Here is a 25,203-nt window from a genome sequence, read left to right as displayed (position 1 = left end):
GGCGGAGTTCCCCCCATGAGCTACCTCATTTCTCTGACCATTGGCCTGGGCGTCGGCCTGCTCTACGGCGCGCTCGATTTCCGTTCTCCCGCACCGCCGGCCATAGCGCTGGTCGGTCTGCTCGGCATGTTGGCCGGTGAGCAGTTGTGGCCGATGGGCCGGCAACTGGTCGCTGGCTGGTTGTCCTGAATTTCCCTTTTTTCACGGTGGATGTGCCCATGCAAGCGTTGCAATTCGATCAGACCGGCGACCTGTCTTCCCTGCGTTTCGTCGACGTGCCGACCCCGGTGCCCGGCGTCGATGAAGTGCTGGTGCAGATCAAGGCTGCGGGCCTCAATCCCAGCGATGTGAAAAACGTCCTCGGTCGTTTCCCTTACACCACTTTGCCGCGGGTACCGGGACGGGATTTTGCCGGGGTGGTGGTCGAGGGACCGCAAGCGTTGATCGGTCAGGAAGTCTGGGGCACCGGCCGCGAGCTGGGTTTCTTCGCCGACGGCGCCCATGCGCAATTCGTCAAACTGCCGGCCAATGGCGTGGCGCACAAACCGGCGCATCTGAGTTTCGCCCAGGCCGCCAGCCTCGGCGTGCCGTACACCACGGCGTGGGATGCGCTGGAACGCAGCTTGGTCAGCGCTGACACGCGCTTGCTGGTGATCGGCGGCGGGGCGGTGGCGACGGCGGCATTGGCCTTGGCGAAAGTGCGCGGCGCGCAATTGCTGGCCGCGGCGCGCCGGCCCGAGCAGGTGGCGGATTTGCAGAAGCAGGGCTATCAGACGATTCAACTGGACAAGCCTGACGAGCTGGGTGCGCAGGTCAACGCGGTGTACCGCGGCGGCGCCGATGTGATCTTCGATACCACCGGTTTCTGGCTGCCGGCCTCGGTCGCCGCACTGGCCACCTTCGGCCGCATCGCCATCATCGCCGCCCCGGTCGACGGCCACGTGCAACTGCCGGCGCTGGCGCTGTATCGCAAGGGCGGCTCGGTGGTCGGCATCAACTCGTTGCTGTACGGCGTCGAAGAATGCGCGGCGATGCTTGAGCAGTTCGGGCGGTTCTTCGACGAGGATCGCTTGCCGCTGCCGCAGGGCCTGGTGGAAGTGCCGCTGGCGGAAGGGTTGGCGCGTTATGCAGAGGTCAATCAGGGTGGCGGCGACAAGATCATTTTGCTGCCCTGACGCCCATTCCCACACACACGGAACCCATGTAGGAGTGAGCCTGCTCGCGATGGCGATATATCAGTGAAACATTCGCCGACTGACACACCGCTTTCGCGAGCAGGCTCGCTCCCACAATGGGTTCCAGGGTGAAAGTCTCCACCTGCACCGGCTCTGCTAGAATCCGCCCCATTCATTGCCAGAGACTCTCCCATGAGCGAGCCGATTCGTCTGACCCAATACAGCCATGGCGCCGGTTGTGGCTGCAAGATTTCCCCACAGGTGCTGGAAGTGATCCTCGCCGGCAGCGGCGCACAGAACCTCGATCCCAAGCTCTGGGTCGGCAACGCGTCGCGCGATGACGCGGCGGTGTATGAGATCGATGCCGAGCGCGGTGTGGTGTCGACCACCGATTTCTTCATGCCGATTGTCGATGACCCGTTCGACTTCGGCCGCATCGCCGCGACCAACGCGATCAGCGATATCTACGCGATGGGTGGCGATCCGTTGATGGCGATTGCGATTCTCGGCTGGCCGGTGAACGTGCTGGCGCCGGAAGTGGCGCGGGAAGTGATTCGTGGCGGTCGCTCGGTGTGTGACGCCGCAGGCATACCGTTGGCGGGGGGGCATTCGATCGATGCGCCGGAGCCGATTTTCGGTCTTGCCGTTACCGGTCTGGTGGAAAAGCGCCACATGAAACGCAACGACACCGCCACCGCCGGTTGCCTGTTGTATCTGACCAAACCGCTGGGCATCGGCATCCTCACTACCGCAGAAAAGAAGGGAAAATTGCGCGCCGCCGACGTCGGTGTCGCCCGTGACTGGATGTGTACCCTGAACAAGCCCGGCAGCCGTTTCGGCAAGCTCGCCGGCGTTACGGCGATGACCGATGTCACCGGTTTCGGCCTGCTCGGGCATCTGGTGGAAATGGCCGACGGCAGCCAGTTGACCGCGCGCATCGCCTACGACCGCGTGCCGCGTCTGGACAGCGTCGAGTACTACCTCGATCAGGGCTGCGTGCCGGGCGGTACGCTGCGCAATTTCGACAGCTATTCGAGCAAGGTCGGGCGCGTGCAGGAACTGCACAAGCGCGTGCTGTGCGATCCGCAAACCAGTGGCGGTCTGCTGATTGCGGTCACGCCCGAGGGCAATGAAGAGTTCCTCGGCGTTGCTGCCGAACTGGGGCTGAACCTTGAGCCGATCGGCGAACTGGTCGAGCGACAGACGAACGCAGTCGAGGTGATCTGATGCTCCGCGACTGCACTGACTACCGCGATATTTTCCTCAACGACCGGCCAATGATGGATGTCCGTGCGCCGGTTGAATTTTCCCACGGCGCGTTCCCGGGTGTGATCAATCAGCCGCTGATGAACGACCGTGAGCGCGAACAGGTCGGCACCTGTTACAAACAGCACGGGCAGCAAGCCGCGATTGCTCTGGGTGAGCGGCTGGTGTCGGCCGAGGTTCGGGAGGCACGCATCCAGGGCTGGGTCGAATTCGCCCGTAACCACCCCGACGGCTATCTCTATTGTTTCCGCGGTGGTCTGCGTTCACAGATCGTCCAGCAATGGATCAAGGACGAAGGTGGCATCGATTACCCGCGTGTGGGCGGTGGCTACAAGGCCATGCGCACGTTCCTCCTGGAAACGGTCGATCAGGCTGTGGCCGAATGCGATCTGGTTCTGCTCGGTGGCATGACCGGTACTGGCAAGACCGAAGTGCTGGTGCAGTTGAGCAATGGTCTGGATCTGGAAGGCCATGCCAATCACCGCGGTTCGAGTTTCGGCAAGCGCGCCACCGGGCAACCGGGCAACATCGATTTCGAGAATCGCCTGGCTGTCGATGTGCTGAAAAAGCGCGCCCGCGGGATCGGGCAATTTGTCCTGGAAGACGAGAGTCGGGTGGTCGGCAGCTGTGCCTTGCCGTTGCCGCTGTACCGGGGCATGCAAGCGGCACCGCTGGTCTGGCTTGAAGACAGCCTTGAGAATCGGGTCGAGCGAATCCTCCAGGATTACGTGATTGACCTGCACGCCGAGTTCGTCGCGTTGCATGGCGAGCAGGTGGGTTTCGCCCTATATGCCGAGCGATTGATTGCCAGCCTGAACAATATTCAGCGTCGCCTGGGTGGCGAGCGCTATCAACGACTGTACGGGCAGATGGAGGCGGCACTGGCCGAACAGGCCCGTAGCGGTTCGGTCGAGCTGTTTCGCGATTGGACAAGCGTGTTGCTGCGTGAGTACTACGACCCGATGTATGTGTTCCAGCGCGAGAAGAAGGGCGGGCGGATCGAGTTCGCCGGGGAGCGTCAGGCGGTGATCGAGTATTTGCGCGAGCGGGTGAGTCAGAGGATTTAGCGTCGGTTGTACCGGCCTCATCGCGAGCAGGCTCACTCCTACAGGTGGAACGCGTTCCAAATGTAGGAGTGAGCCTGCTCGCGATAGGGCCAGGTCAGGCGATAAAAAACTCAGGTCGGGCAGGTGTCCTTGCCATTATCCAGCCCCTGCTTGTAGCTATGGCTCTGCAGACTGGCCTTGCCGTTGTGCCACTTCAGGGTGAGCACGTACAGCGAGTCGAAGTCGTCTCCAGCCCAGTCATCGGTGATCTTCTGCCGCTCGCCCACCGCATTGCCGGCGACCTTGTTGATCAGCTCCGGCAGATAGCCGTGTGACCAGGCGGTGTAGATCGTCGAGTTGTGGTATTTCTCGTCCAGCAGTTCGCGGGCCAGATCGCTGGTGTCGTTGGCGGAGAACTCGATGTTCACCGGCAAGCCAAGCTTGATCGCGGCCGGGCTGATGGTCATCAGCGGGCGAATGTAGCTGTAGGAGTTGTCCAGCTCGCCTTCTTCAACGTTGCGTGTCGGGTTGGCGGCGAACACGTAGTCGGCCTTGCCGAATTTTTCCGGCAGCAGTGTCGACAGATCGATGGCGCGGTTCAGGCCCTGGCAGTTGAGCTGGCCTAAGCCGCCTTCGGGTTTTTCCGCATGACGCAGGAACACCAGGGTCTGCGTGCCGTCCGCCGGTTGCGCGCGGCTTTCACTGGATTCGAGGGAGAGAAAAAGCGCACTGACTGCCAGCAGGGAGGGCAGGGCCACGTACGCGCGATGTTTGAAACGTTTGGCGAAACTCATCAGGTTCGTCATCAATTCGAAGATTCTTCAGCAAAATCGGTTAAGGCTGACAAACCTTGGCACCGCGGGCTCCCAGCACCGGGTGTTTCCCTGTCGTGAACAGCTTCCTCTGCGAGAAAGGCATAGCTCAGAGTCCTGTAATGCCCGTTTGGTTCGATCCGGGCCAGTGCGCAGCACTCTAACGGCAACCTTTGCGGGCATGCAGGCAGGTTAGCGACAGGATGTTACGGTTCGTGTAGGCGCCAACCCGGGCCTACATTATGATCGGCTTTCAATTTGTGACTGGATGCTTCCAATGACCGATCTGTCTGCATTCCCGATTACTCAGAAATGGCCGGCGCAGTACCCGGACTGGATTCAGCTCTACTCCCTGCCGACCCCCAACGGCGTCAAAGTGTCGATCATGCTCGAAGAGATCGGCCTGCCGTACGAGCCGCACCGCGTCGGCTTCGACACCAACGACCAGACCTCGGCGGAGTTTCTCTCGCTGAACCCGAACAATAAGATCCCGGCGATCCTCGACCCGCATGGCCCGGAAGATCAGCCGCTGCCGCTGTTCGAATCCGGCGCGATCCTGATTTATCTGGCCGACAAGAGCGGCCAGTTGCTCGCTCAGGAAGGCGCGCTGCGCTACGAGACCATTCAATGGCTGATGTGGCAGATGGGCGGCATCGGCCCGATGTTCGGCCAGCTCGGTTTCTTCAACAAATTCGCTGGCAAGGATTACGAGGACAAGCGCCCGCGTGACCGCTATGTCGAGGAGAGCAAACGCCTGTTGAACGTGCTCAACACCCGCCTTGAAGGCCGCGACTGGATCATGGGCGAGCGCTACACCATCGCCGATATCGCCACGTTCCCGTGGGTGCGGAATCTGCTCGGCTTCTATGAGGCAGGGGATCTGGTCGGGATTCAGAATTTCCCCAACGTCACTCGGGTGCTGGAGCGGTTCCTCGCTCGCCCGGCAGTCATCCGCGGCCTGACCATTCCTTCCTGACTCACCGCGTTTCCTTTTGTAGGAGTGAGCCTGCTCGCGATAGCGGTGTATCAGTGGAGAAATTTATGTCTGACACACTGCTATCGCGAGCAGGCTCACTCCTACAGGGGATTTGTTGCGTTTTATCGATTATTGCAAGCCCGGTAACGCTCTCTTGGCCGATCCAGGTTTGTCCCGCACCCGCCGCAAGGCATAAGCTGCGCCCCCTACGACTTTCGTCTCATCCGCTGTTTTCAGGAAAGGCCCCATGTCCAGTCAGTTCCCCGAAGCACGTCCCCGCCGTCTGCGCCGCAATGCGAGCCTGCGCAGTCTGTTCCAGGAAACCGAATTCAGCCTCAACGATCTGGTGCTGCCGATATTCGTCGAGGAAGAGATCGACGACTTCGTGCCGATCACCAGCATGCCCGGCGTGCAGCGCATCCCCGAGCGCAAACTGGCCAGTGAAATCGAGCGCTATGCCCGTGCCGGGATCAAGTCGGTGATGACCTTTGGCGTGTCCCATCATCTCGACGCCAGCGGCAGCGACACCTGGCGCGAAGACGGCCTGGTCTCGCGCATGTCGCGCATCGCCAAGGATGCCGTGCCGGAAATGATCGTGATGTCCGACACCTGCTTCTGCGAGTACACCGACCACGGCCATTGCGGTGTGATGCACAATCACGAGGTCGACAACGACCAGACCCTGATCAATCTTGGCAAGCAAGCCGTGGCCGCCGCTCGCGCCGGGGCTGACGTAATCGCACCGTCGGCAGCAATGGATGGCCAGGTGCGCGCGATTCGCCAGGCGCTGGACGCGGCCGGTTTCACGCAGATTCCGATCATGGCCTACTCGACCAAATTCGCTTCTGCGCTGTACGGTCCGTTCCGCGAGGCCGGCGGCAGCGCGCTCAAGGGTGATCGCAAGAGCTATCAGATGAACCCGATGAATCGTCGCGAAGCCCTGCGCGAATCGCTGCTCGATGAGCAGGAAGGCGCGGATGCGCTGATGGTCAAACCGGCTGGCGCCTACCTCGACATCATCCGTGACATTCGTCAGGCTTCGAACCTGCCATTGGCGGCGTATCAGGTCAGCGGCGAGTACGCGATGATCAAGTTCGGTGCCCAGGCCGGGGCGATCGATGAAGATCGCGTGGTGCGCGAAAGCCTTGGCGCCATCAAGCGTGCGGGCGCGGATCTGATCTTCACTTACTTTGCGATGGATCTGGCGCTCGCCGGGATCTAAGCCCAGCACAAATCCAGACTGTAGGAGTGAGCCTGCTCGCGATAGCGGTGTGTCAGACATGATTTTTCTCGACTGACACAACGCTATCGCGAGCAGGCTCACTCCTACAGGGGGTTGTGGTGTGTCAGTTGAAGAACGGGCGGATGCCGTGATCGCGGAAGTAGCGCTCGATCACTTTTGGATCGGCACTGTTTTCGGCAATCGCCACATAGGTATCCGGGCGCAGCAGGTAAAAGCCGTTGCGGCCCAATCCGGCTGTTTCAAACGCCGGGCGCCAGTCGAAGACGTGCAGCGGCAAGTGATGTTCGGCGCACCAGGCGATCATCTCGTCGCTGGTGTCGCCGTAGACATGCACCTGCCAGCACGGTTGCCGGAGCGGCCCGAAATTATCTCCTTCGCCATCATGCGCCCACGGCAAGCGGTCGCCGCCGTGCACATGGCCGGCTTCGCCCTGACTCAGCGGCATGCCGCGATAGTTGAGGGTGACTTGCGAGACGGTGCGAAAGAGGAACTCGCGGCTTGCTTCGAACGCGGCCATTTTCGGAAGCAGAAACGGCGCCACACGCATGCGTAGCAGGTCGGCCATGCGCCCCTCGGCGGTGACGAAACTGAAGACCTTGTCGGTGGTGGAGACCAGTCGGCGAGCGAAGGCGATGCGCTCGGTTTCGTAGGTGTCGAGCAGTTTCGGTTCGGCACCACCGCTGAGTACGGCGGCGAGCTTCCAGGCCAGATTGATCGCATCGCCGATGCCGGTGTTCATGCCTTGGCCGCCGGCGGGGCTGTGTACGTGGGCGGCATCGCCGAGCATAAATGCCCGGCCATCACGGAAGTGTTCGGCCACCCGGTGATGCACGCGGTAGGTGGAGAACCAGTGCACGTCTTCGATATGCACTTTCAGATGCTCGATGGCGCGGCTGCTGACGTCGGAAAATTGCAGGGTTTCGGCACGCTCGGCGCGTTCGTCACGCACCGTGCCGATCAGTCGCGCGCGGCCTTCGCCGGCCAGTGGGAACACCGCGAGAAAGTCCGCTTCGTCCAGATCCAGATGCAGCTCGCCATTGAGCGCCGGGCCGCTGGCCGTGACATCGGCGACGTAGAAAATCTGCTGATAGGTGCCGCCGGGGAAGTCGGTGTCGAGGGTTTTGCGCACTACCGAACGGGCGCCGTCGCAACCGGCCAGATAACAGGCCTGACAGACTTCCTGCTGGCCATCGGGCAGGCGCAGATGCGCGGTGATGGTGTCGCCGGTGTCCTCGAAGCTCTCCAGCGCGGTATTGCGCTCGACGCTGACGCCGTAATCTTCAAGGCGCTCGAGCAGCAGCCGTTCGTGCTCGTCCTGCGGGAAAATTTCGACGAAGGCGTAGGGAGTGAGGCCTTCGCCGATGCGCTTGAGTGGCAACTGGGCGACCGGTTTGCCGTTGACCCAGAAGTTCGCCGCCGCGACCTGATGGCCACGACGCACGATGGTGTCGGCCAAGTCGAGTTGGCGATACAGCTCGAGGGTTCTCGCTTGCACGGCCAAAGCGCGGGAAGTAGTGCCGGGCGCTGTAGTCTTGTCGATGATGCGCACGCGCACGCCGAGTCTGCTCAACCACAGCGCCAGGACCAGACCGGTCGGGCCGGCGCCGATGATCAGCACGTCGCTGCGGTTCATGGGGCTGTCCTCCTGTGGCTGTGCAGCAAGTATGGATCAGCGGGAGAGGGTGGCCAGTGTGGTCGGCCGGACGGGACAGGGCGGCTGTTTTGTGCATACCCGGGAATGGGCTGCACGGCTGCAACCCCTCACCCCAGCCCTCTCCCGAGGGAGAGGGAGCCGATCGGGGGCTTTTCAAGTCCTGAGTTCGACTGGATATTTCAGGTCGGCGTAGTTCGAGAGAACATCTCGGTCAGTCCCCTCTCCCTCTGGGAGAGGGTTAGGGTGAGGGGCTTTTGATCTTTTTAGTGCTTAGAAATCAATCGTCCCGGACAGCTTCGCCACCCGCGGTTCACCCTGGGTCAGGTACCCGCCCTGAGCCGATTCCCAGTACTTCTTGTTCGCCACGTTCTCAACGCCGAAACGCAGCGTCACGTCTTTCTCCGACACCTTGAACGCATAGCGCGCACCTGCGTCGAAGCGGTTCCACGTTGGCAGGCTGAGGTTGTTCGCCGCGTCGGCGTATTGCCCGCCGGTGCGCAGCATTCGCGCATTCAGCGCGACGCCTTGCAGACCCGGCACGTCCCAATCCACGCCAGCGTTGAACTGGAAGGTCGGCACGCCGATGGCGTGGTTGCCGTCGTTGGCACCGTTGAGGGTGTTTTTCAGTTCGGTGTCCATCAGGGTCAGGCCGCTGATCAGGCGCAGGCCATCGATCGGCTCGCCGAACACGTTCATTTCCACGCCTTTGTTGATCTGTTCGCCTTCACGGACGTAGGTGCAAGTGGTCGGACCGTTGATTTCGCAGTAGCCATCGCTTGGCTGTTCGATGCGGTAAACACCCAGACTTGCGCCGTAGGTGCCCATGTCGACTTTCACGCCCACCTCGGTCTGCTTGGAGCGTTTCGGTGCGTAGACTTCGTTGCCGTTGGTCACGCGGAAACCGCCGGAGCTGGTCGGCGAGGTCGGACCCTGCGCCAGGCCCTCGATGTGGTTGGCGTAGATCGACACATGCTCCCACGGCTTGAACACGATGCCGTACACCGGCGTGGTGATCGATTCGTCGTAGCTCGACGAGCGCGGGCCGCTGCCGTAGCTGGCGTAGCTGTAACCCTGCACCACCAGTTGCTGGCGACGCAGGCCTGCGGTGACCAGCAGGCGATCGTCGAAGAAACCGAGGGTGTCGGAGATCGCCACGCTGCGGTTGAAGGTCTTGCCGACGATGCCCGGATCGTTGAGATCGCCGCCAGCGAAGTTGCCGACCGGTGCCGGCGGCGTGATCGGGTGATAGATGTTGTTCGAGTAGCGCGTCAGGTCGAAGTCATAGGCACTGCGCTGCTCAGCCCAGATCCCGGTCAGGCCGAAATTCAGCTTGTGGCTGACCGGGCCGGTGTTGAATTTGCCGTTGAGGCCGGCCATGACGCTGGTGTTGTCCTCGTCATGGGGCACGAACGAGCCGGTGGTGAACGATGCGCCGTTGTTGCCGACCAGCGTGGTCGAGTTGTAGCGGCCGACTTCACGGGTGTGCTTGGCGCCACCGGCGGCGTAGGCGGTCCAGTTGTCGTTGAGGTCGTACTCGGCGCGGAGCATGCCGAAAGTGTCTTCGATATCGGTGTAGCCCCACTTCGGCGCGTAGTTGGTATCGGCCGATGGCGCGTCCGGCAGGTGCGTGGCGGTACCGAGGTTGACCGAGCTGCGGCCACCGTTGACGCGTTCTTTCTGATAGGCAAAGTCGCCGGAAAGCCGCAGCGCATCGCCGCGATAATCCAGACCGATGGCGAACAGTTTCGAGCGCTGGTTCTCGTGATCGATGCCGGTGTCGCCTTCGCGCTGCGACAGGTTGACCCGCGCGCCGAAGCGATTGTCTTCACCGAAGCGCTGGCCGATATCGAAGTGATGACCGATGCGGCCTTCGCTGTTGATGTCGGTGGTGTAACGGCGCAGCGGCACATCGCCGGCGCGTTTTGGTTGCAGGTTGACGCCGCCGCCGATGCCGGAACCGGTCGGGGTCACGCCGTTGATGAAGGCGTTCGGGCCTTTGAACACTTCCACGCGTTCCAGTGCATCGGTGGAAATGATCTGCCGGGGCAAGACGCCGTACAGGCCGTTATAGGAAATATCATCGCCATTGAGTGGCAGGCCGCGAATCATGAAGACCTGCGCCTGGTTGGAGAAGCCCGAGGCCTGGCGCACCGAGGAATCGTTGAGCAGCACATCGGCAACGTTTTCCGCCTGCTGGTCCTGGATCAGTTGCTCGGTGTAGGACGCCGCGCTGAATGGCACGTCCATCATGTCCTGATTGCCCAGCACGCCCAATTGGCCGCCGCGTGCAACCTGACCGCCAGCGTAGACCGGGGGCAGGGCGTTGGGGGTTGGGGCCTGGGCGTTGATGTTGACGTCGTCGAGCACGAGCTCTTTGCTGTTGTCTTCAGCGGCGTGGGCGGTAACGGTCAGGGAACATAGCAGGGCAAGCAAAGTCGGGCGGAACGGAGCGCCGAGTCGAGCTGAAGCGGGCATGTCGGATACCTGGAGGCGAGCGGCCAATGAATAAAATAAGGGCGGCGCGGAACTCCTTGCGCTAATGCGACTCCAGGCGCAAATGATAGGGTTTCGCAGTAACGTTTTGCAATCAGTTTGTCATCAGCCCCGTAAGAGCTGCACATTGTGGCGAGGGAGCTTGCTCCCGCTCGGCGGCGCAGCCGTCGCAATCCTGGACTCCCGGTTGTTTCTGGTTGACGCGGATGGCAGGATTCGGGGCCGCTCCGCAGCCCAGCGGGAGCAAGCTCCCTCGCCAGAGGATTTGTGGGCTTGCAGGGGGAACGCGGCACACCGGACTGGAAGGAGCAACGATGCACCCCTCAAGATTACTCGCCACACTCAGCGCCTTGCTGCTGCTCGCCGGTTGCGCCAGCCAGCGCAGCAACGAACCGGCACCGCGCCCGCCGGCCGAAGTGAAAGCGGAAATCGTCCGCTTGCTGCCGGCGAAAACCGCTGATCGCCAAGGCTGGGCCACGGACATCTACGCCGCGTTCGCCGCGCAGGGCATCAATACCACCACGCAAAATCTCTGTTCGGTACTGGCCGTGGCGGAACAGGAATCCACTTTCCAGGCCGATCCGACGGTGCCCGGTCTGGGCAAGATTGCCCGCGACGAGATCGATCGCCGCGCCGCCAAGGTGCACATCCCCAGCTTGTTGGTCAGCGGCGCTCTGCAAGTGCGCTCGCCCAACGGCAAGACCTACAGCGAACGCCTGAATGCAGCGCGCAGTGAAAAGGAACTGAGCGCGATTTTCGATGACTTCATCGGCATGGTTCCGATGGGGCGCACCCTGTTCGGCGGCTTCAACCCGGTGCACACCGGCGGGCCAATGCAGGTCAGCATCGAATTCGCTGAAGAGCACGCCAAGGATTACCCGTATCCGGTGGACGGCTCGATTCGCCGTGAAGTGTTCAGCCGGCGCGGCGGCATGTACTTCGGCATCGCCCATTTGCTCGGCTATCCGGTGAATTACCGCGAGCCGCTGTATCGTTTCGCCGATTTCAACGCCGGCTGGTACGCCAGCCGCAATGCTGCGTTTCAGAACGCGGTCAGTCGCGCGTCCGGCATTCCGCTGACCCTGGACGGCGACCTGATCCGCTACGATTCGATCATGCCCGGCAGCACTGAACTGGCGGTGCGCACCCTCGGCAAGTCGCTGGGCATGCGCAACCCGACGATTCGCGATCAACTGGAGAAGGGCAAAACCCTGGAATTCGAAGAGACCAAACTCTATCAGCGCGTGTTCGAACTGGCGGAGCGAGCCGAAGGCAAGGCATTACCGCGTGCGCTATTGCCGGGGATCGTGCTGCAGAGCCCGAAGATCACCCGCAAACTCACCACAGCGTGGTTCGCCAAACGCGTGGACGAGCGCTACAAACGCTGCATGGCCAAGGCCGGATAAAACACGCAGACATAAAAAAACCGGCTGCGGGAGCCGGGTTTCTCTGCGGTGTTGCGCTTGCAGTCATGCATCAGGCAACACGGCGTTCGATCAGACGATCAGCACCACCTTCGGCAACACGGCGTTCGATCAGACGATCCGAGCCACCTTCGGCAACACGGCGTTCGATCAGACGATCAGCACCACCTTCGGCAACACGGCGTTCGATCAGACGATCCGAGCCTCCTTCAGCAACACGACGTTCGATCAGGCGATCAGCGCCACCTTCAGCAACGCGACGTTCGATCAGACGATCCGAACCACCTTCGGCAACGCGGCGTTCGATCAGACGATCCGAACCGCCTTCGGCCAGACGGCTTTCGATCAGTTTGTCCGAGCCGCCTTCGGCGATCATGGTGTGCGCCGGGGTGGCGGCAAAAGCGTTAACTGCGAAAACCGAGAAAGCGATGCTGAGAAGAGTCTGGCGTTTCATGATGGTGTGCTCCGGGGTGTTGTTGGTTGGTATGGAGCCGATGTTACGCCCGGAATTTTTTATGAGAACTTCATTGCCGTGATGGTGAACATCGACGTCGATGATGATTGATGTAGGAGCTGCCGAAGGCTGCGATCTTTTGATCTTGATTCTAAGAAAAATCAAAAGATCGCAGCCTTCGGCAGCTCCTACAGGGCACACTACAAGACTTTGACCGCACGCCCGATCGCCTGAATCGGCCCCGTCGGTTTGCCGATCGGCGAGCCGCTCGCGCCTTCCAGCGTCAGCTCGAACAGTTGGTTGGGCTGCAGCGGCGGCAATTTGTCCAGCGGCACCGACAAAGCCTGCCCCGGTTTGACCAGACCCAGGGAAACCGGCCCCGACCAGCCGTCAGCCTTGGTCCAGAACTCCAGCGCCTTGTCCGCCGGCACCTCGACCACGCCCAGCGGAATCAACTGGATCTCCCGGGAATCGCTCGCCTGAATCACCCAACCCGGCGCCTTGTCCTGCGGCGCCACCAGCACCACCAGATAACTCGGTTTCGGCGCAGTCTGGGTCAGCAGGATCGTGCCGAGAATCAATGTCGCCGCCAGACCGGCGGCGCTCAGACCGCGCCACAGCGGCAGCAGGTTCCACCACGAAGTCAGCGGTTTGCTCACCGTCAGCCGTTCGAGACTGCGTTCGATGCGAGGCCACAGCTGCGCCGAGGGTTGCTGTGGCTCGGCCAGATCGGTCAGCTCCAGCAGCCGCCGTTCCCAGGCATCCACGGCTGCCCGCAATTCGGGCTCGTCGGGCAAACGCCGTTGCACCTCGATGCGCTGCTCGAACGACAGCGTGCCAAGCACGTATTCGCCGGCCAGTTCATCCCGGTCCTGCGCTGATTCGCCGGTCATCCCATGCACTCCCGCAAAGCATTGAGGCTGCGCTTGATCCACGCTTTGACCGTGCCCAGCGGCGTGTCGAGGCGTGCGGAAATCTGCGCATGGCTGTAACCGTCGACGTAGGCGTGGAGGATACAGCTGCGCCGCTGCGGTTCCAGTTGCTCGAGGCAGCGATGGATGCGCGCCGAGTGAACATCGGCCAACTCATCAGGCGCCGTTGCCTCATGTTCTTCGCTGAAGGGCGTTTCCCGACTTTGCCTGCGCAGCTGATTCAAGGCCAGATGCCGGGTCACGCTGAACATCCAGCCTCGCGCCGAACCGCGCGCCGGGTCGAACCCGGCGGCGCCATTCCAGATCTTGATGAACGCCTCATGCACGATGTCCTCTGCCAGCGCCGTATCGCGCACCAGCCGCTTGGCCACACCGAGCAGGCGCGGGCCTTCCTGCACATACAAATCGCGCAAGGCCGCCCGCTCGCCCCGGGCACAGGCAGCGAGGCGGGCTTCGTAATCGAAAACGGATTCGGCTAAAGGCATGGCGTGCAATCTAGCTCACATTCTCCAGAATCACACAGTCCCACTTGTAGGAGTGAGCCTGCTCGCGATAGCGCTGTGTCAGCCGGCAGATCGTTCACTGACATACCGCTATCGCGAGCAGGCTCACTCCTACAGGGATTTGTGCTGGGATCGAGATATCAGTTCGCCGCCCAGAAAATATAATCCGCCTGGTACTTCACCATTTCCTGCTTGCCCTTGTTCGCCATGGTGCACTCACTGCCCGGCGCTACGCCGCCCTTGAGCGCAACACGCTGGATGTAGCTGACCCCGGTCATCGCGCCTTTGCCCTCGGCCGGATTGGCCTTGACCAGTTGATAGGGCAGGTTGCCCGGGCTCGACGGTGCCACGGCCAGTTGCGTGCCGGTGACTTTCGATCCGTCTTTCGCTTGCCAGGTCGCCGGTGGGCCGAAGTAGGTGCCGACCTGTTTGCCGCTGCGATCATTGAGCACCGCTTTCGGCCCGACAAAAGTCCACTCGGTCTGCCCGGCCATATTGGGCTTGTCGCGGCATTCGTAGGTGATCTCGCCAACCCCGGTGGTTTCCAGGGCAATCCTGTGCCCGTCCGGCACTTTGATCGCGTCGGGATAACTGCTCTGGGCAAACGTGCTGGCGGTGAAAGCGAGCAAACCGGTGAAGCCAATCAGCTGGGTGATGTTCATCCGATGATTCTCCGAAAAGGGTAGGGCGCTGACAGCACCAGAGTGGGCTGTTACAAGGACTACCCGTGGCGGAGGGGATTGGATGCCGTGCCGGAAAAATAAATTTTAAACACCACCGATCAAACCTGTGGGAGCGAGCCTGCTCGCGAAAGCGTCGGGTCAGCCAGCACTTATGTGACTGATGCACCGCATTCGCGAGCAGGCTCGCTCCCACAAGGCTCTCTGTAAGGCTTGAGGCCCGAGGCTTTCAGTAACTCTTGGGTGTACGGATGTTGCGGCGCGGCGAAGATCTCCCGCGACGATCCTTGTTCCACGACCCTGCCATCCTTGATCACCATCAAGTCATGCGCCAGCGCATGCACCACCGCCAGATCATGGCTGATGAACAGATAAGTCAGCCCGTGCCTGATCTGCAACTGGCGCAACAACTCCACCACTTGCTTCTGTACCGTGCGATCCAGCGCCGAGGTCGGTTCGTCGAGCAGGATCAGCGCCGGTTCCAGCACCAGTGCGCGGGCGATGGAGATGCGCTGGCGCTGGCCGCCGGAAAACTCGTGTGGGTAACGATGGCGGCTCTGCGGATCGAGGCCGACTTCCTCAAGCACGCGAATCACCGCTGCCTCGCGCTCGGCCTCGCTGCCGATGCCATGGGTCAGCAGGCCTTCGGCAATGATCTGCTGCACCGACATGCGCGGGCTGAGGCTGCCGAACGGGTCTTGGAACACCATCTGAATCTGCCGGCGCAACGGGCGCATCAGACGCTGATTGAGCAGGCTCAGTTGCTTGTTACCGAACCGGATATTGCCCTCTGATTCGACCAGTCGCAGGATTGCCTGCCCCAGCGTCGACTTGCCCGAACCCGACTCGCCGACAATCCCCAGGGTCTTGCCGCGTTGCAGAGTGAAACTGACCCCGTCCACCGCTTTGATGTAATCCTGCTGGCGGCTGAAGAATTTTTTCGGCAGGGGAAACCACACCTTCAAATCATCGACTTCCAGCAGGTTGTGCTCGTACTCACTGGGCACCGGCGCGCCGCTCGGCTCAGCTTCGATCAACAAACGACTGTAGGGGTGCTGCGGCGCACGAAACAGCGTTTCGCAATCGGCCTGTTCAACGATCTCGCCTTGACGCATCACGCACACCCGCTGAGCGATGCGCCGTACCAGATTGAGGTCGTGACTGATCAGCAACAACGACATGCCCAGGCGCTGCTGCAGTTCGATCAGCAGTTCGAGAATTTTCTGTTGTACGGTCACGTCCAGCGCCGTGGTCGGCTCATCGGCAATCAGCAGTTCCGGCTCGTTGGCCAGCGCCATGGCGATCATCACCCGTTGCCGCTGACCGCCGGAGAGCTGATGCGGATAGGCTTTCAGACGTTGTAACGGTTGGCGAATACCAACCAGTTCCAGCAGTTCGAGCGTCCGTACACGAGCGGCGCGGCCCTTGAGGCCCTTGTGGATTTCCAATACTTCGCTGATCTGTTTTTCCACCGTGTGCAACGGGTTCAGCGAGGTCATTGGCTCCTGGAAAATCATCGCAATGCGATTGCCGCGCAGACCGCGCATCTGCTGTTCGCTGGCGTGCAGCAAATCGACGCCGTTATAGCGAATCGCGCCGCTGCTGCTAACGCTCTTGCCCGGTAGCAGGCGCAGGATCGAATGCGCCGTCACCGACTTGCCCGAGCCGGACTCGCCGACCAGCGCCAGACACTCGCCACGGCGAATATCTAGGTTCACACCGTGCACCACCTCCTGGCCGGCGAAGGCCACGCGCAGGTCACGAATTTCGATCAGGTTATCGTTCATCTCAGCTCCTGGGATCAAACGCATCACGGCAGGCCTCACCAATAAAAACCAGCAGCGACAAAATCAGCGCCAAGGCAAAAAACGCTGTCAGCCCCAGCCAGGGGGCTTGCAGATTGCGCTTGGCCTGGCCGATCAACTCGCCCAGCGACGCGGTGCCGGCGGGCATGCCGAAGCCGAGAAAGTCCAGCGCGGTCAGGGTGGCGATGGCGCCGGTGAGAATGAACGGCAGGTAGGTGAGGGTGGAGGTCATCGCGTTCGGCAAAATGTGTCGGCGCATCAGTTCGCTGTCGGTCAGGCCCAGCGCCCGCGCGGCTTTCACGTACTCCAGATTGCGCCCACGGAGGAACTCGGCGCGCACCACATCGACCAGTGCCAGCCAGGAAAACAGCGCCATGATTCCCAGCAACCACCAGAAACTCGGCGAGACGAAGCCGGACAGAATGATCAGCAGGTACAGCACCGGCAACCCCGACCAGATTTCCAGGACGCGCTGCCCGAGCAAATCGACCCAGCCGCCGTAGTAGCCCTGCAAAGCCCCGGCGACAATGCCGATCAACGCGCTGATGGCGGTGAGGATCAGCGCGAACAGAATCGAGATCCGCGTGCCGAAAATCACCCGCGCCAGAACGTCGCGAGCCTGATCATCGGTGCCCAGCCAATTGCTCGAAGACGGCGGACTGGGCGCCGGTTCGGTGAGGTCGTAGTTGACCGTGTCGTAGCTGAACGGGATCGGCGGAAACAGCATCCAGCCGCCCTGATCCTCAATCAGCTTGTGAACATAGCTGCTGGCGTAATCCGGTTGAAACGGCAGCTCGCCGCCGAAATCGGTTTCCAGGTAATCGCTGAGGATCGGAAAGTAAAAGGCGTGGTGATAGCGGATCACCAGCGGCTTGTCGTTGGCGATCAGCTCGCCACCGAAGCAGATCAGGCACAGGCCGATAAACAGCCACAGTGACCAGCGCCCACGGCGGTTGGCCTTGAATTGCGCGATGCGGCGCTGGCTCAGAGGCGACAGTGTGAACATCAGGCAGTCCTCGCCGAGAAATCGATGCGCGGGTCGAGCAGGGTGTAGCAGAGGTCGCCGATCAGCTTGATCAACAGGCCGAACAGGGTGAACAGGAACAACGCACCGAACACCACCGGGTAATCCCGCGACACCGCCGCCTCGTAGCTCATGCGCCCGAGGCCATCGAGGTTGAAGATGGTTTCGATCAGCAAGGAACCGGCGAAAAACACCTCGATCAGCGCCGACGGCACACCGGCCACCACCAACAACATGGCGTTGCGGAACACATGGCCGTAGAGCACGCGGCGTTCGGTCAGGCCCTTGGCCCGTGCGGTGATCACGTACGGGCGACTGATCTCGTTGAGAAAGCTGTTCTTGGTCAGGATCGTCAGCGTGGCGAAACCGCCGATCACCAGCGCTGTAACCGGCAGCACCAGGTGCCAGAGATAATCGCCGACCTTGCCCAATGTGCCGAGGCTGTCGAAGTTATCCGAGACCAGCCCCTGCACCGGAAACCAATTGACGTAGCTGCCGCCGGCGAACACCACGATCAACAGAATGGCGAAGAGAAACGCCGGCATCGCATAACCGACGATGATTGCGGTGCTGCTCCAGACATCGAAGGCGCTGCCGTTTCTGATTGCCTTGCGAATGCCCAGCGGAATCGAAATCAGGTAGGTGATCAACGTTGCCCACAGGCCCAGCGACAACGACACCGGCAGTTTCTGCACGATCAGGTCGGTGACCTTGGCGCCGCGAAAGAAGCTGTTGCCCAGATCCAGTTGCGCGTAGTTTTTCAGCAGCAGCCATAGACGTTCGTGCAGCGGTTTGTCGAAGCCGTAATGGTGTTTGATTTCTTCGATCAGCGCCGGATCCAGACCTCGGCTGCTGCGCCCGGCACCCCCGACCGCCGCCACTTCGCCGCCACCGCCCATGCTGTGTCCGCCGAAGCCTTGCAGGCGGGCGATGGCTTGTTCCACCGGCCCGCCGGGTGCGGCCTGCACGATAAGAAAATTCACCACCAGAATGCACAGCAGCGTAGGGATGATCAGCAGCAAACGGCGACTCAGATAACGCAGCATGTCATTGGCCTCCCGCAAGCTGAGCGCTCATTTGCTGAGTCGTCAGTGGCTTGGCCGAGACTTCCCACCAGGTGTTGAGACCTTCGTCATACGAGGGTTGCACGGCCGGCATGCCGAAGCGGTTCTGATACACCGTCGGCGTGCCTTTGGAGTAGTAGTTGGGAATCATGTAGTAACCCCATTGCAGGACCCGGTCGAGGGCGCGGGCGTAATGCACCATGGCTTCGCGGCTGTTGGCCTGGACCAGCCCGTCAATCAGTTGATCGACCGCCGGATCGGCCAGCACCATTGCGTTAGAGCTGCCGACTTGCGTGGCACTTTGCGAGGCATAGAGGCTGTACAACTCGCGGCCCGGGGAGACGATCGGGTCGCCGCTGCGCGGGAAAGCGCAGACGATCATGTCGTAGTCGCGGGCGTTGAGGCGGTTGATGTATTGCGCTGAATCGATGCGGCGCAAATTGAGCGTGATGCCGATCTGCGCGAGGGTGCGCTTGAACGGCAGCAGCATGCGATCGAAGCCGCCCTGACCGTCGAGAAAGGTGAACTCCAGCGGCTCCCCGGCAGCGTTGACCAGATGATTGTTTTTCGCCGTCCAACCGGCTTCGGCGAGCAGCTTCAGCGCTTGCAGTTGCTTGTCGCGGATGTAGCCGCTGCCATCGGTTTTCGGTGCTTCATAGACGGTGGTGAAAACCTCGTCGGGCACCCTGCCGCGCAGCGGTTCGAGAATCTTCAATTCCTCGGCGTCGGGCAGGGCGCTGGCGGCCATTTCGCTCTTGGGCCAGAAGCTGTTCTGACGCACGTAAAAGCCGCGCATCATCTGTTTGTTGGTCCACTCGAAATCCCATAGCAGGCTGATCGCCTCGCGTACGCGGCGGTCCTGAAACATCGGATTCTGCAGATTGAACACAAAACCTTGCGCGGCCGTGGGTTTCTGCGGCGCCAGAATGGCTTTCTGCAAGCGCCCGTCGCGCAGGGCCGGGCTGTCGTAGCCAACCACGTAACCCGAGGAGGAGAACTCGCGGTTGTAGTCGAACGCACCGGCCTGCAGCAGCTGGCGAGCGACGTCGGTGTCGCCGTAGAAATTCACCGTCAGGCTGTCGAAGTTGTACATGCCGCGACTCACCGGCAGGTCCTTGCCCCACCAGTCCGGATCGCGCTGGAAACTGATGCTGCGCCCGGCGTCGACCTTGCTCACCCGATACGGGCCGCTGCCCAGCGGTGGCTCGAAACCGCCGCCATTGGCGAAGTCACGGGTTTTCCACCAATGCTCGGGCAGCACGCGCAGCGTCGCCAGATCCAGCGCCAGGGTGCGATTGAGGTTGTTCTTGAAGGTGAAACGCACCTGTTGCGGGCCTTCGATAAGCACGTCCTGCACGTCGGCGTATTGCTGCCGATAGCTCAGGCTGCCCTTGGTCATCAGCAGGTTGAATGTGTAGCGCACGTCTTCGGCGGTGATCGGCGTGCCGTCGGCAAAACGTGCCTTGGGGTTGAGGGTGAAACGCACCCACAAACCTTCGGGATCGCGCTCGATCTGCTGCGCGACCAAGGCGTAAACCGTGTAGGGCTCGTCCAGCGAACGGAACGCCAGCGGCGCGTACACCCAATCATTGACCTGCACCACCGAAATGCCCTGATCGGCATACGGCGTGATGTAGTTGTACTGACCGATCTCCATCGACGCACGGCTGAGCGACCCGCCCTTGGGTGCGTCGGGGTTGACGAAATCGAAATGCTTGAAGCCGGCCGGATACTTCGGCGCCTCGCCGTACACCGTCAGCGCATGACTGCCGCCAGCCAGCGCCAAGGGGCCGGCACAGAGCAGCGCGCTGACCAGAAGCAGGCCAGTCATGTTGCGCAAAATACTCATGCAATCACTCCTCAATTCCTGAATGCACACAGATCAAACTGTGGGAGGGGGCTTGCTCCCGAAGGCGGTGGATCAGTGCAGGGTGTGTTGACTGACACACCGCCTTCGGGAGCAAGCCCCCTCCCACAGGGAGACATCTGGTGTTACCGGTCAGAAGTGATACGTCATGCGCGCAAACAATGTTCGGCCCAGCGGGTCGGTGTAGCGCGGGTCATAGCCGCTCTGGAAGTTGTAGGCCTGGTTGGAGAACGGCGGGTTGCGGTCGAAGACGTTCTTCATCCCGGCATCGACATCCAGAACCTTGTTGAAGGTGTAACCGGCCGATAGATCCCACACCGAATACGATGCCACCCGCGCGTGCGTCTCGCGGTCGTAATCGTTGTAGCCGGTGGTGAAGCGGTTGGTCAGCGCTGCCCGCGCCGCGCCGAGGCTCCAGCTGCCGGTGAGGTTGTGTTTCCAGCGCGCGATCACGCCGTCACCCTGAAAGTCGCCGACCTTGTCGGTGAACGGACCTTTGATGGTGCTCTGGAAATCGTACTCATCGACATAGGTGCCTTGCAGGCCGAGGCCGAATTGACCGTACGGCGTGTTCGGGAAGCGATAGTCGAGCGACACGTCGACACCGTTGGTTTCGACGATGCCGAGGTTGGCGTTGCCGGTAACGATGTAATTGAGCGTGCCGTCGGCGTTGCGCACGAAGCGGTCCGGGTAGGAACCGGCCTGATCAAACACGGTGGATTCCGGGAACGGCTGGATCTGGTTGGAGATGTGAATCCACCAGAAATCCAGACCCACCGACAGATTGCTGATCGGCTGATAGACGAAGCCCAAGGTGACGTTGCGTGCCTTCTCCGGGGCCAGATCTTCGTTGCCGCCAATCTGGTTGAGGAACTGCTGACCGCAATCGCGGCCGCCGTTGCCGCCTGGTTGCACTACGCCGCCGGTACACAGCACCGGATCGTTGTAGTAACCCTGAGTGAACGTGATGCTGCGCGGCGAATACAGCTCGTACAGCGATGGCGCGCGGAAACCTTCGCTGTAGGCACCACGCACCACCAGCTCTTTGATCGGCTGATAACGGAACGAATATTTCGGGTTGGTGGTGCTGCCGAAGTCGCTGTATTTGTCGTGGCGCACAGCGGCGGACAATTCAAGGCTATCGAGTACCGGCACGTTGAGTTCGGCATAGGCGGCCTTGACGCTGCGGTCGCCCTCGACGCTGCCGGCCGGGTCGATACCGAGGCTCTGAATGTCGCCGGCGAACGACTCGAAGTCCTGATGGAATTTCTCCTTGCGGTACTCGCCACCCAGCGCCAGACCGGACGGGCCGGCACCGAACCAGTCGCCGATTTCACGGCTGATGCGCCCGTCGAATCCGGCCACGCGGCCAACGGCAGTGGAATAGGCGCCGTGGTACGCCGCATTGTCGATGTACTGCTGGCCGGCCGCCGACTGCGGGCCGAACGGGTTGAGCAGACCGCTGGCCAGGCCGTCGATCATCGCCTGATCGCTGACATAGCCACTGGTGACGCTGGAGACGATTTTGTTCTGGTTGTACGAGGCGCCGACGTTGTAATCCCAACCACCGACCAGGCCGTCGAAGCTCAGCAGGAAGCGCTGGCTGGTGTTCTGGTCTTTCGATTCGCGTGGGCCAGCGGCGGTCTCACGCCAGTTGACGTCGACCGGTTGCGTCGGGTCGAGGGCGAAATCGGTGGGCGCCGGGGTGATGCCGTTACCGGGATAGTAGGGCGACGAAGAGTCAAGGCTCAGACCGGTCAGTGGCGCCGGGCCGACAGCGACAGCGTTGTTGTTGCGCGACCAGAAGTATTCGAGGTTGGCGTTGTGATCATCGCCGAGCTTGGCGGTGGTCTTGCCGAAGAATGAGGTCTTCTCGGTTTGCGGCACCAGATCGATATATTCGCGGGTGCTGAAACGGCACAAGCCGTCGCGGGCGATCAGGTTGGGGCCGTTGCAATTGCTGTTGGCCAACGGGTTGGTGGCGTTGCCGTTCTGGCTGTAGTTGCCCGGGAACGCGGTGCCGGAGGTCTGATCGAGACCGCGACCGGGCGCATAGTCGGTGGCGAAGGAGCGGTCGTTGGCGTCGAGGTTCTGCTGCTTGTTGTAGTTGAACACGCCGAGGACGTTGAAGCGGTCTTCTTCCAGATCGCCGTAGCCCCAACTGGCGCTCATGTCCTTGGTCGCACCGCCACCGCTGTGGGTCGGCGTTTCACCGCCGAGGGTCAACGCGCCGTCGGTGAGGGATTTCCTGGTGATGAAGTTGATCACACCGCCGATGGCGTCGGTGCCGTACAGGGCCGAGGCGCCGTCACGCAGCACTTCTACGCGTTCGATGGCGGCAAACGGGATCATGTTCAGATCCACCGCGCCGCCGGCCGAGTTGGTCCCCGACAGGGCGTTGTTGGCCAGGCGCCGACCGTTGAGCAGCACCAGCGTCTTGTTCGCCCCGATGCCGCGCATGTCGGCGAAGGACGCCCCGCCGGTGGCCGCGCCGACCGAACCGGCGCTGTTGTTGATCGACTGACTGCCGGTGATGCGCTGGACCAGTTCGGCAGTGGTGGTCACGCCCTGTTTGCGCAGCTCGTCAGCCTTGAGGATGGTGATCGGCACCGCCGTTTCCGCATCGACCCGGCGAATCGCCGAACCCGTCACTTCGACCCGTTGCAGTTGCGTGGTCGGCGCCGCCACGACAGCGGCTGCTGGCGTGGAGCTGTTGTCGTCCTCGGCCGCTTGCACGGTCCCGGCACCCATCCCCATGGCCACCAGATACAGCGGAACAAAACGGTGGCGAGACATCGTTGCCACCAAAGGTTTGAGCGTGAAGCGTGGAGTGTTCATCAGCATGGTTGTTTCCGATTTTCAGACGTTATCGAATTGGCCTTGTGAGCCGCTCATTGCTCCGCTTCCGGTGATACCGCGCGCGGAAAACCACTTTCTTCAAGCAAGCCGATCCCCTCCGAAGACGCGTGGCGTTTTTTCGGTCGGCCGGGTGCGACGGGATTCTTTTTCAGCGGTGCCGACGGATGCTCTCAACGGCCGCCGACACCGCACTCAGTGGGTGGTCATCACCGAAATCTTGTTGATGCCCGAGCGTTCGATCGATGCCATGGCCTTGGCCACCTGGCCGTAGTTGACGGCGGCATCGGCCTGTAACTGCACGCGCACCTCGGCGTCCTTGGCCTTGACTTCCTTGAGGCTGGCCTCGAGGGATTCCGGAGCCAGTTCGGTCTTGGCCAGATAGAACTTGCCGTCCTGATCGACGCTGACCACCACCGGGTCTTTCTTTTCGGCAGGGGCGACGGCATCGGTTTTCGGCAGGTTGACCTTGATCGCGTTGGTCATCAGCGGCGCGGTGACAATGAACACCACCAGCAGCACGAGCATCACGTCGACCAGCGGCGTGACGTTCATTTCGCTGAGCACTTCATCGCTGTCTTGAGTGGAAAACGACATCAGCTGGCCTCCCGCACGGCGTTGGTGTTTTTGCTGGCGATGGCCTGGCGGCTGATGGAAAAGGCACTGCGCGAGGCGAGGGCGTCGAAGTCGTGGGCGAAGTCGTCCATGTCCGCCGCGGCGAGTTTCAGCCGACGCAGGAAGAAGTTGTAAATCAGCACCGCGGGCACTGCGACGGCGATACCCACGCCGGTGGCGATCAGCGCGGGGCCGATCGGACCGGCCACCGCTTCAAGGCTGGCCGAGCCGGTTTCGCCAATGCTTTGCAGGGCTTCCATGATTCCCCACACGGTGCCGAACAGGCCAATGAACGGCGCGGTGCTGCCGATACTGGCGAGGATCGCCTGGCCGTTTTCCAGCGAGCGGCGCTCCTTCTGGATCTGCTGGCGCAGGTTGCGCTCCAGACGATCGGAACGGTTGATGGTGTGCGCCAATTGCTGAGTGGTGCGCGGCGAATCTTCCACCAGCAGGGCTTCGAAACCGCTGCTGGCGATGCGCGCCAGCGAGCCCGGGTACTGGCTGGCGTGTTCGGCGGCGGGGGGCAGGTCCGGCGCGCTCCAGAAGGCTTTGGTGAACTGTTTGTTCTGCGCTTTCTGGCGCAGGTACTGGGCCGACTTGACCAGCAGGATCGCCCAACTGACCACGGAAAACAGCACCAGACCCCAGAGCACACCGGGGACAATCATCGAAGACAGTGAATCGTTCATGGCTACACCTCGCTTGCGTTAATCAGTAATGAGTCGGTTGCGCCGTCACTGCGGCAATTTGAAATCGATGGTCTGGGTGGCGAAGCCGTCGATCGGCGTGTCACCACGCTTGGCCGGAATGAACTTCCAGTTCTTCACCGCCGCGACGGCCGCCTCATCCAGTTGCGGTTTGCCGCTGGACTTGGTCACCGTCACGCTGCCGGCACGGCCGTTAGCCAGCACCTGAATGCGCAGCACCACGCTGCCTTCCCAATTGCGTCGCAGCGCCAGCGACGGATATTCCGGCGGCGGATTGCCAAGACTGGCCAGGCCGGAAATCGCCGCCGATTCCTTGACCGGAGCGGGCGCAGCAGGTGGTGCCGGTGGTGCGCTCGGTGTGGTCGGCGCCGCAGGTGCGGACGGTTGCGCCGGGGCGGGCGGCGCTTTCGGCGGCTCGACTTTCTTCACTGGTTTTGGCTTCTCGACCGGTTTCGGTTTCTCGATCGGCTTGGGCTTCTCCAGCGGTTTTGGCGGCGGCTTGACCGCGTCCTCGTCCTCCACCGGCTGCTCGGGTTCCGGCGGCGGTGGAGGCGGGGGCGGCGGCGGGGGGTTCGGGGGTGGTGGGGGCCGGGGGGGGGGGGGGGGG

General features: G+C 61.8%; 22 protein-coding genes. 7 read left to right on the top strand and 15 right to left on the bottom strand.

The features are described from left to right. Positions 1-15 precede the first annotated feature (15 nt). The 4 genes from AEQ63_RS26985 (at position 16) to mnmH (ending at position 3,508) form a co-directional block, all read left to right on the top strand. Positions 16-189 (top strand): DUF1427 family protein, encoded by a 174-nt coding sequence (locus tag AEQ63_RS26985; RefSeq protein ID WP_082367667.1) that lies wholly within the window; start codon positions 16-18, stop codon positions 187-189. A 29-nt stretch (positions 190-218) separates the two neighbouring features. Further along, positions 219-1,175 carry a quinone oxidoreductase family protein gene (locus AEQ63_RS00140; RefSeq protein WP_064361378.1) on the top strand — a complete coding sequence of 319 codons (957 nt, stop codon included), beginning with the start codon at positions 219-221 and terminating at the stop codon, positions 1,173-1,175. Between the two features lie 192 nt (positions 1,176-1,367). After that, positions 1,368-2,402, top strand: coding sequence for a selenide, water dikinase SelD (selD, locus tag AEQ63_RS00135; protein WP_042609115.1), 1,035 nt, complete (start codon positions 1,368-1,370; stop codon positions 2,400-2,402). Continuing rightward, entirely contained in the window at positions 2,402-3,508 is a 1,107-nt protein-coding gene (gene mnmH, locus AEQ63_RS00130) for a tRNA 2-selenouridine(34) synthase MnmH (RefSeq protein WP_064361377.1), read from the top strand. The genes selD and mnmH overlap by 1 nt, the downstream gene beginning before the upstream one ends. Positions 3,509-3,618: 110 nt before the next feature. On the opposite strand, the gene AEQ63_RS00125 is transcribed toward mnmH, so the two are convergent. Further along, on the bottom strand, positions 3,619-4,293 hold the full coding sequence (locus AEQ63_RS00125; protein ID WP_039763430.1) for a hypothetical protein: 675 nt from the start codon (positions 4,291-4,293) through the stop codon (positions 3,619-3,621). Between the two features lie 283 nt (positions 4,294-4,576). On the opposite strand from AEQ63_RS00125, the gene AEQ63_RS00120 reads away from it, so the two are divergent. Continuing rightward, positions 4,577-5,275 carry a glutathione binding-like protein gene (locus AEQ63_RS00120; protein WP_042609117.1) on the top strand — a complete coding sequence of 233 codons (699 nt, stop codon included), beginning with the start codon at positions 4,577-4,579 and terminating at the stop codon, positions 5,273-5,275. A gap of 247 nt (positions 5,276-5,522) precedes the next feature. Continuing rightward, positions 5,523-6,497 carry a porphobilinogen synthase gene (gene hemB / locus AEQ63_RS00115; protein WP_064361376.1) on the top strand — a complete coding sequence of 325 codons (975 nt, stop codon included), beginning with the start codon at positions 5,523-5,525 and terminating at the stop codon, positions 6,495-6,497. Positions 6,498-6,621: 124 nt separating this feature from the next. Here hemB and AEQ63_RS00110 read toward each other — a convergent pair whose 3' ends face one another. Together AEQ63_RS00110 and AEQ63_RS00105 are read right to left on the bottom strand one after the other, a co-directional pair. Then, positions 6,622-8,151: an FAD-dependent oxidoreductase gene (locus AEQ63_RS00110; protein WP_064361375.1), complete on the bottom strand. Its 1,530-nt coding sequence runs from the start codon at positions 8,149-8,151 to the stop codon at positions 6,622-6,624. A 291-nt stretch (positions 8,152-8,442) separates the two neighbouring features. Beyond that, entirely contained in the window at positions 8,443-10,647 is a 2,205-nt protein-coding gene (locus AEQ63_RS00105) for a TonB-dependent receptor (protein ID WP_064361374.1), read from the bottom strand. A 332-nt stretch (positions 10,648-10,979) separates the two neighbouring features. Between AEQ63_RS00105 and AEQ63_RS00100 the strand changes: the two genes are divergently transcribed. Next, on the top strand, positions 10,980-12,071 hold the full coding sequence (locus tag AEQ63_RS00100; RefSeq protein ID WP_064361373.1) for a DUF1615 domain-containing protein: 1,092 nt from the start codon (positions 10,980-10,982) through the stop codon (positions 12,069-12,071). Positions 12,072-12,141: 70 nt separating this feature from the next. Here AEQ63_RS00100 and AEQ63_RS00095 read toward each other — a convergent pair whose 3' ends face one another. From AEQ63_RS00095 to AEQ63_RS00040, 12 genes are all read right to left on the bottom strand, one after another. Then, on the bottom strand, positions 12,142-12,543 hold the full coding sequence (locus AEQ63_RS00095) for a hypothetical protein (protein WP_064361372.1): 402 nt from the start codon (positions 12,541-12,543) through the stop codon (positions 12,142-12,144). Positions 12,544-12,743: 200 nt separating this feature from the next. Beyond that, positions 12,744-13,436 (bottom strand): anti-sigma factor, encoded by a 693-nt coding sequence (locus tag AEQ63_RS00090; protein WP_042609124.1) that lies wholly within the window; start codon positions 13,434-13,436, stop codon positions 12,744-12,746. Beyond that, positions 13,433-13,960 (bottom strand): sigma-70 family RNA polymerase sigma factor, encoded by a 528-nt coding sequence (locus AEQ63_RS00085; RefSeq protein ID WP_064361371.1) that lies wholly within the window; start codon positions 13,958-13,960, stop codon positions 13,433-13,435. The genes AEQ63_RS00090 and AEQ63_RS00085 overlap by 4 nt, the downstream gene beginning before the upstream one ends. A gap of 158 nt (positions 13,961-14,118) precedes the next feature. Next, entirely contained in the window at positions 14,119-14,640 is a 522-nt protein-coding gene (locus AEQ63_RS00080) for a DUF3455 domain-containing protein (protein ID WP_042609126.1), read from the bottom strand. Positions 14,641-14,810: 170 nt separating this feature from the next. Further along, positions 14,811-16,445 carry an ABC transporter ATP-binding protein gene (locus tag AEQ63_RS00075; protein ID WP_064361370.1) on the bottom strand — a complete coding sequence of 545 codons (1,635 nt, stop codon included), beginning with the start codon at positions 16,443-16,445 and terminating at the stop codon, positions 14,811-14,813. Position 16,446: 1 nt separating this feature from the next. Then, positions 16,447-17,469 carry an ABC transporter permease gene (locus AEQ63_RS00070; RefSeq protein ID WP_042609128.1) on the bottom strand — a complete coding sequence of 341 codons (1,023 nt, stop codon included), beginning with the start codon at positions 17,467-17,469 and terminating at the stop codon, positions 16,447-16,449. Next, complete coding sequence (locus tag AEQ63_RS00065; protein WP_064361369.1) at positions 17,469-18,533, bottom strand: microcin C ABC transporter permease YejB; 1,065 nt, start codon at positions 18,531-18,533, stop codon at positions 17,469-17,471. Before AEQ63_RS00065 ends, AEQ63_RS00070 begins: the two co-directional genes overlap by 1 nt. Position 18,534: 1 nt before the next feature. Then, positions 18,535-20,400: an extracellular solute-binding protein gene (locus tag AEQ63_RS00060; protein WP_042609130.1), complete on the bottom strand. Its 1,866-nt coding sequence runs from the start codon at positions 20,398-20,400 to the stop codon at positions 18,535-18,537. Positions 20,401-20,550: 150 nt separating this feature from the next. After that, positions 20,551-23,262, bottom strand: coding sequence for a TonB-dependent receptor (locus AEQ63_RS00055; RefSeq protein ID WP_042609131.1), 2,712 nt, complete (start codon positions 23,260-23,262; stop codon positions 20,551-20,553). Between the two features lie 207 nt (positions 23,263-23,469). Further along, positions 23,470-23,871 carry an ExbD/TolR family protein gene (locus AEQ63_RS00050; protein WP_042609132.1) on the bottom strand — a complete coding sequence of 134 codons (402 nt, stop codon included), beginning with the start codon at positions 23,869-23,871 and terminating at the stop codon, positions 23,470-23,472. Continuing rightward, positions 23,871-24,578, bottom strand: coding sequence for a MotA/TolQ/ExbB proton channel family protein (locus AEQ63_RS00045; protein WP_064361368.1), 708 nt, complete (start codon positions 24,576-24,578; stop codon positions 23,871-23,873). The genes AEQ63_RS00050 and AEQ63_RS00045 overlap by 1 nt, the downstream gene beginning before the upstream one ends. A gap of 45 nt (positions 24,579-24,623) precedes the next feature. Continuing rightward, a partial coding sequence (locus AEQ63_RS00040; protein WP_064361431.1) for an energy transducer TonB occupies positions 24,624-25,203 on the bottom strand: 580 nt, incomplete at its 5' end.

This window comes from Pseudomonas sp. RIT-PI-o, from assembly GCF_001297215.1.
Classification (GTDB): Bacteria; Pseudomonadota; Gammaproteobacteria; order Pseudomonadales; family Pseudomonadaceae; genus Aquipseudomonas; species Aquipseudomonas moraviensis_A.
The sequence above is the reverse complement of the archived record's forward strand: the minus strand, read 5'-3'. Positions and strand labels throughout refer to the sequence as shown.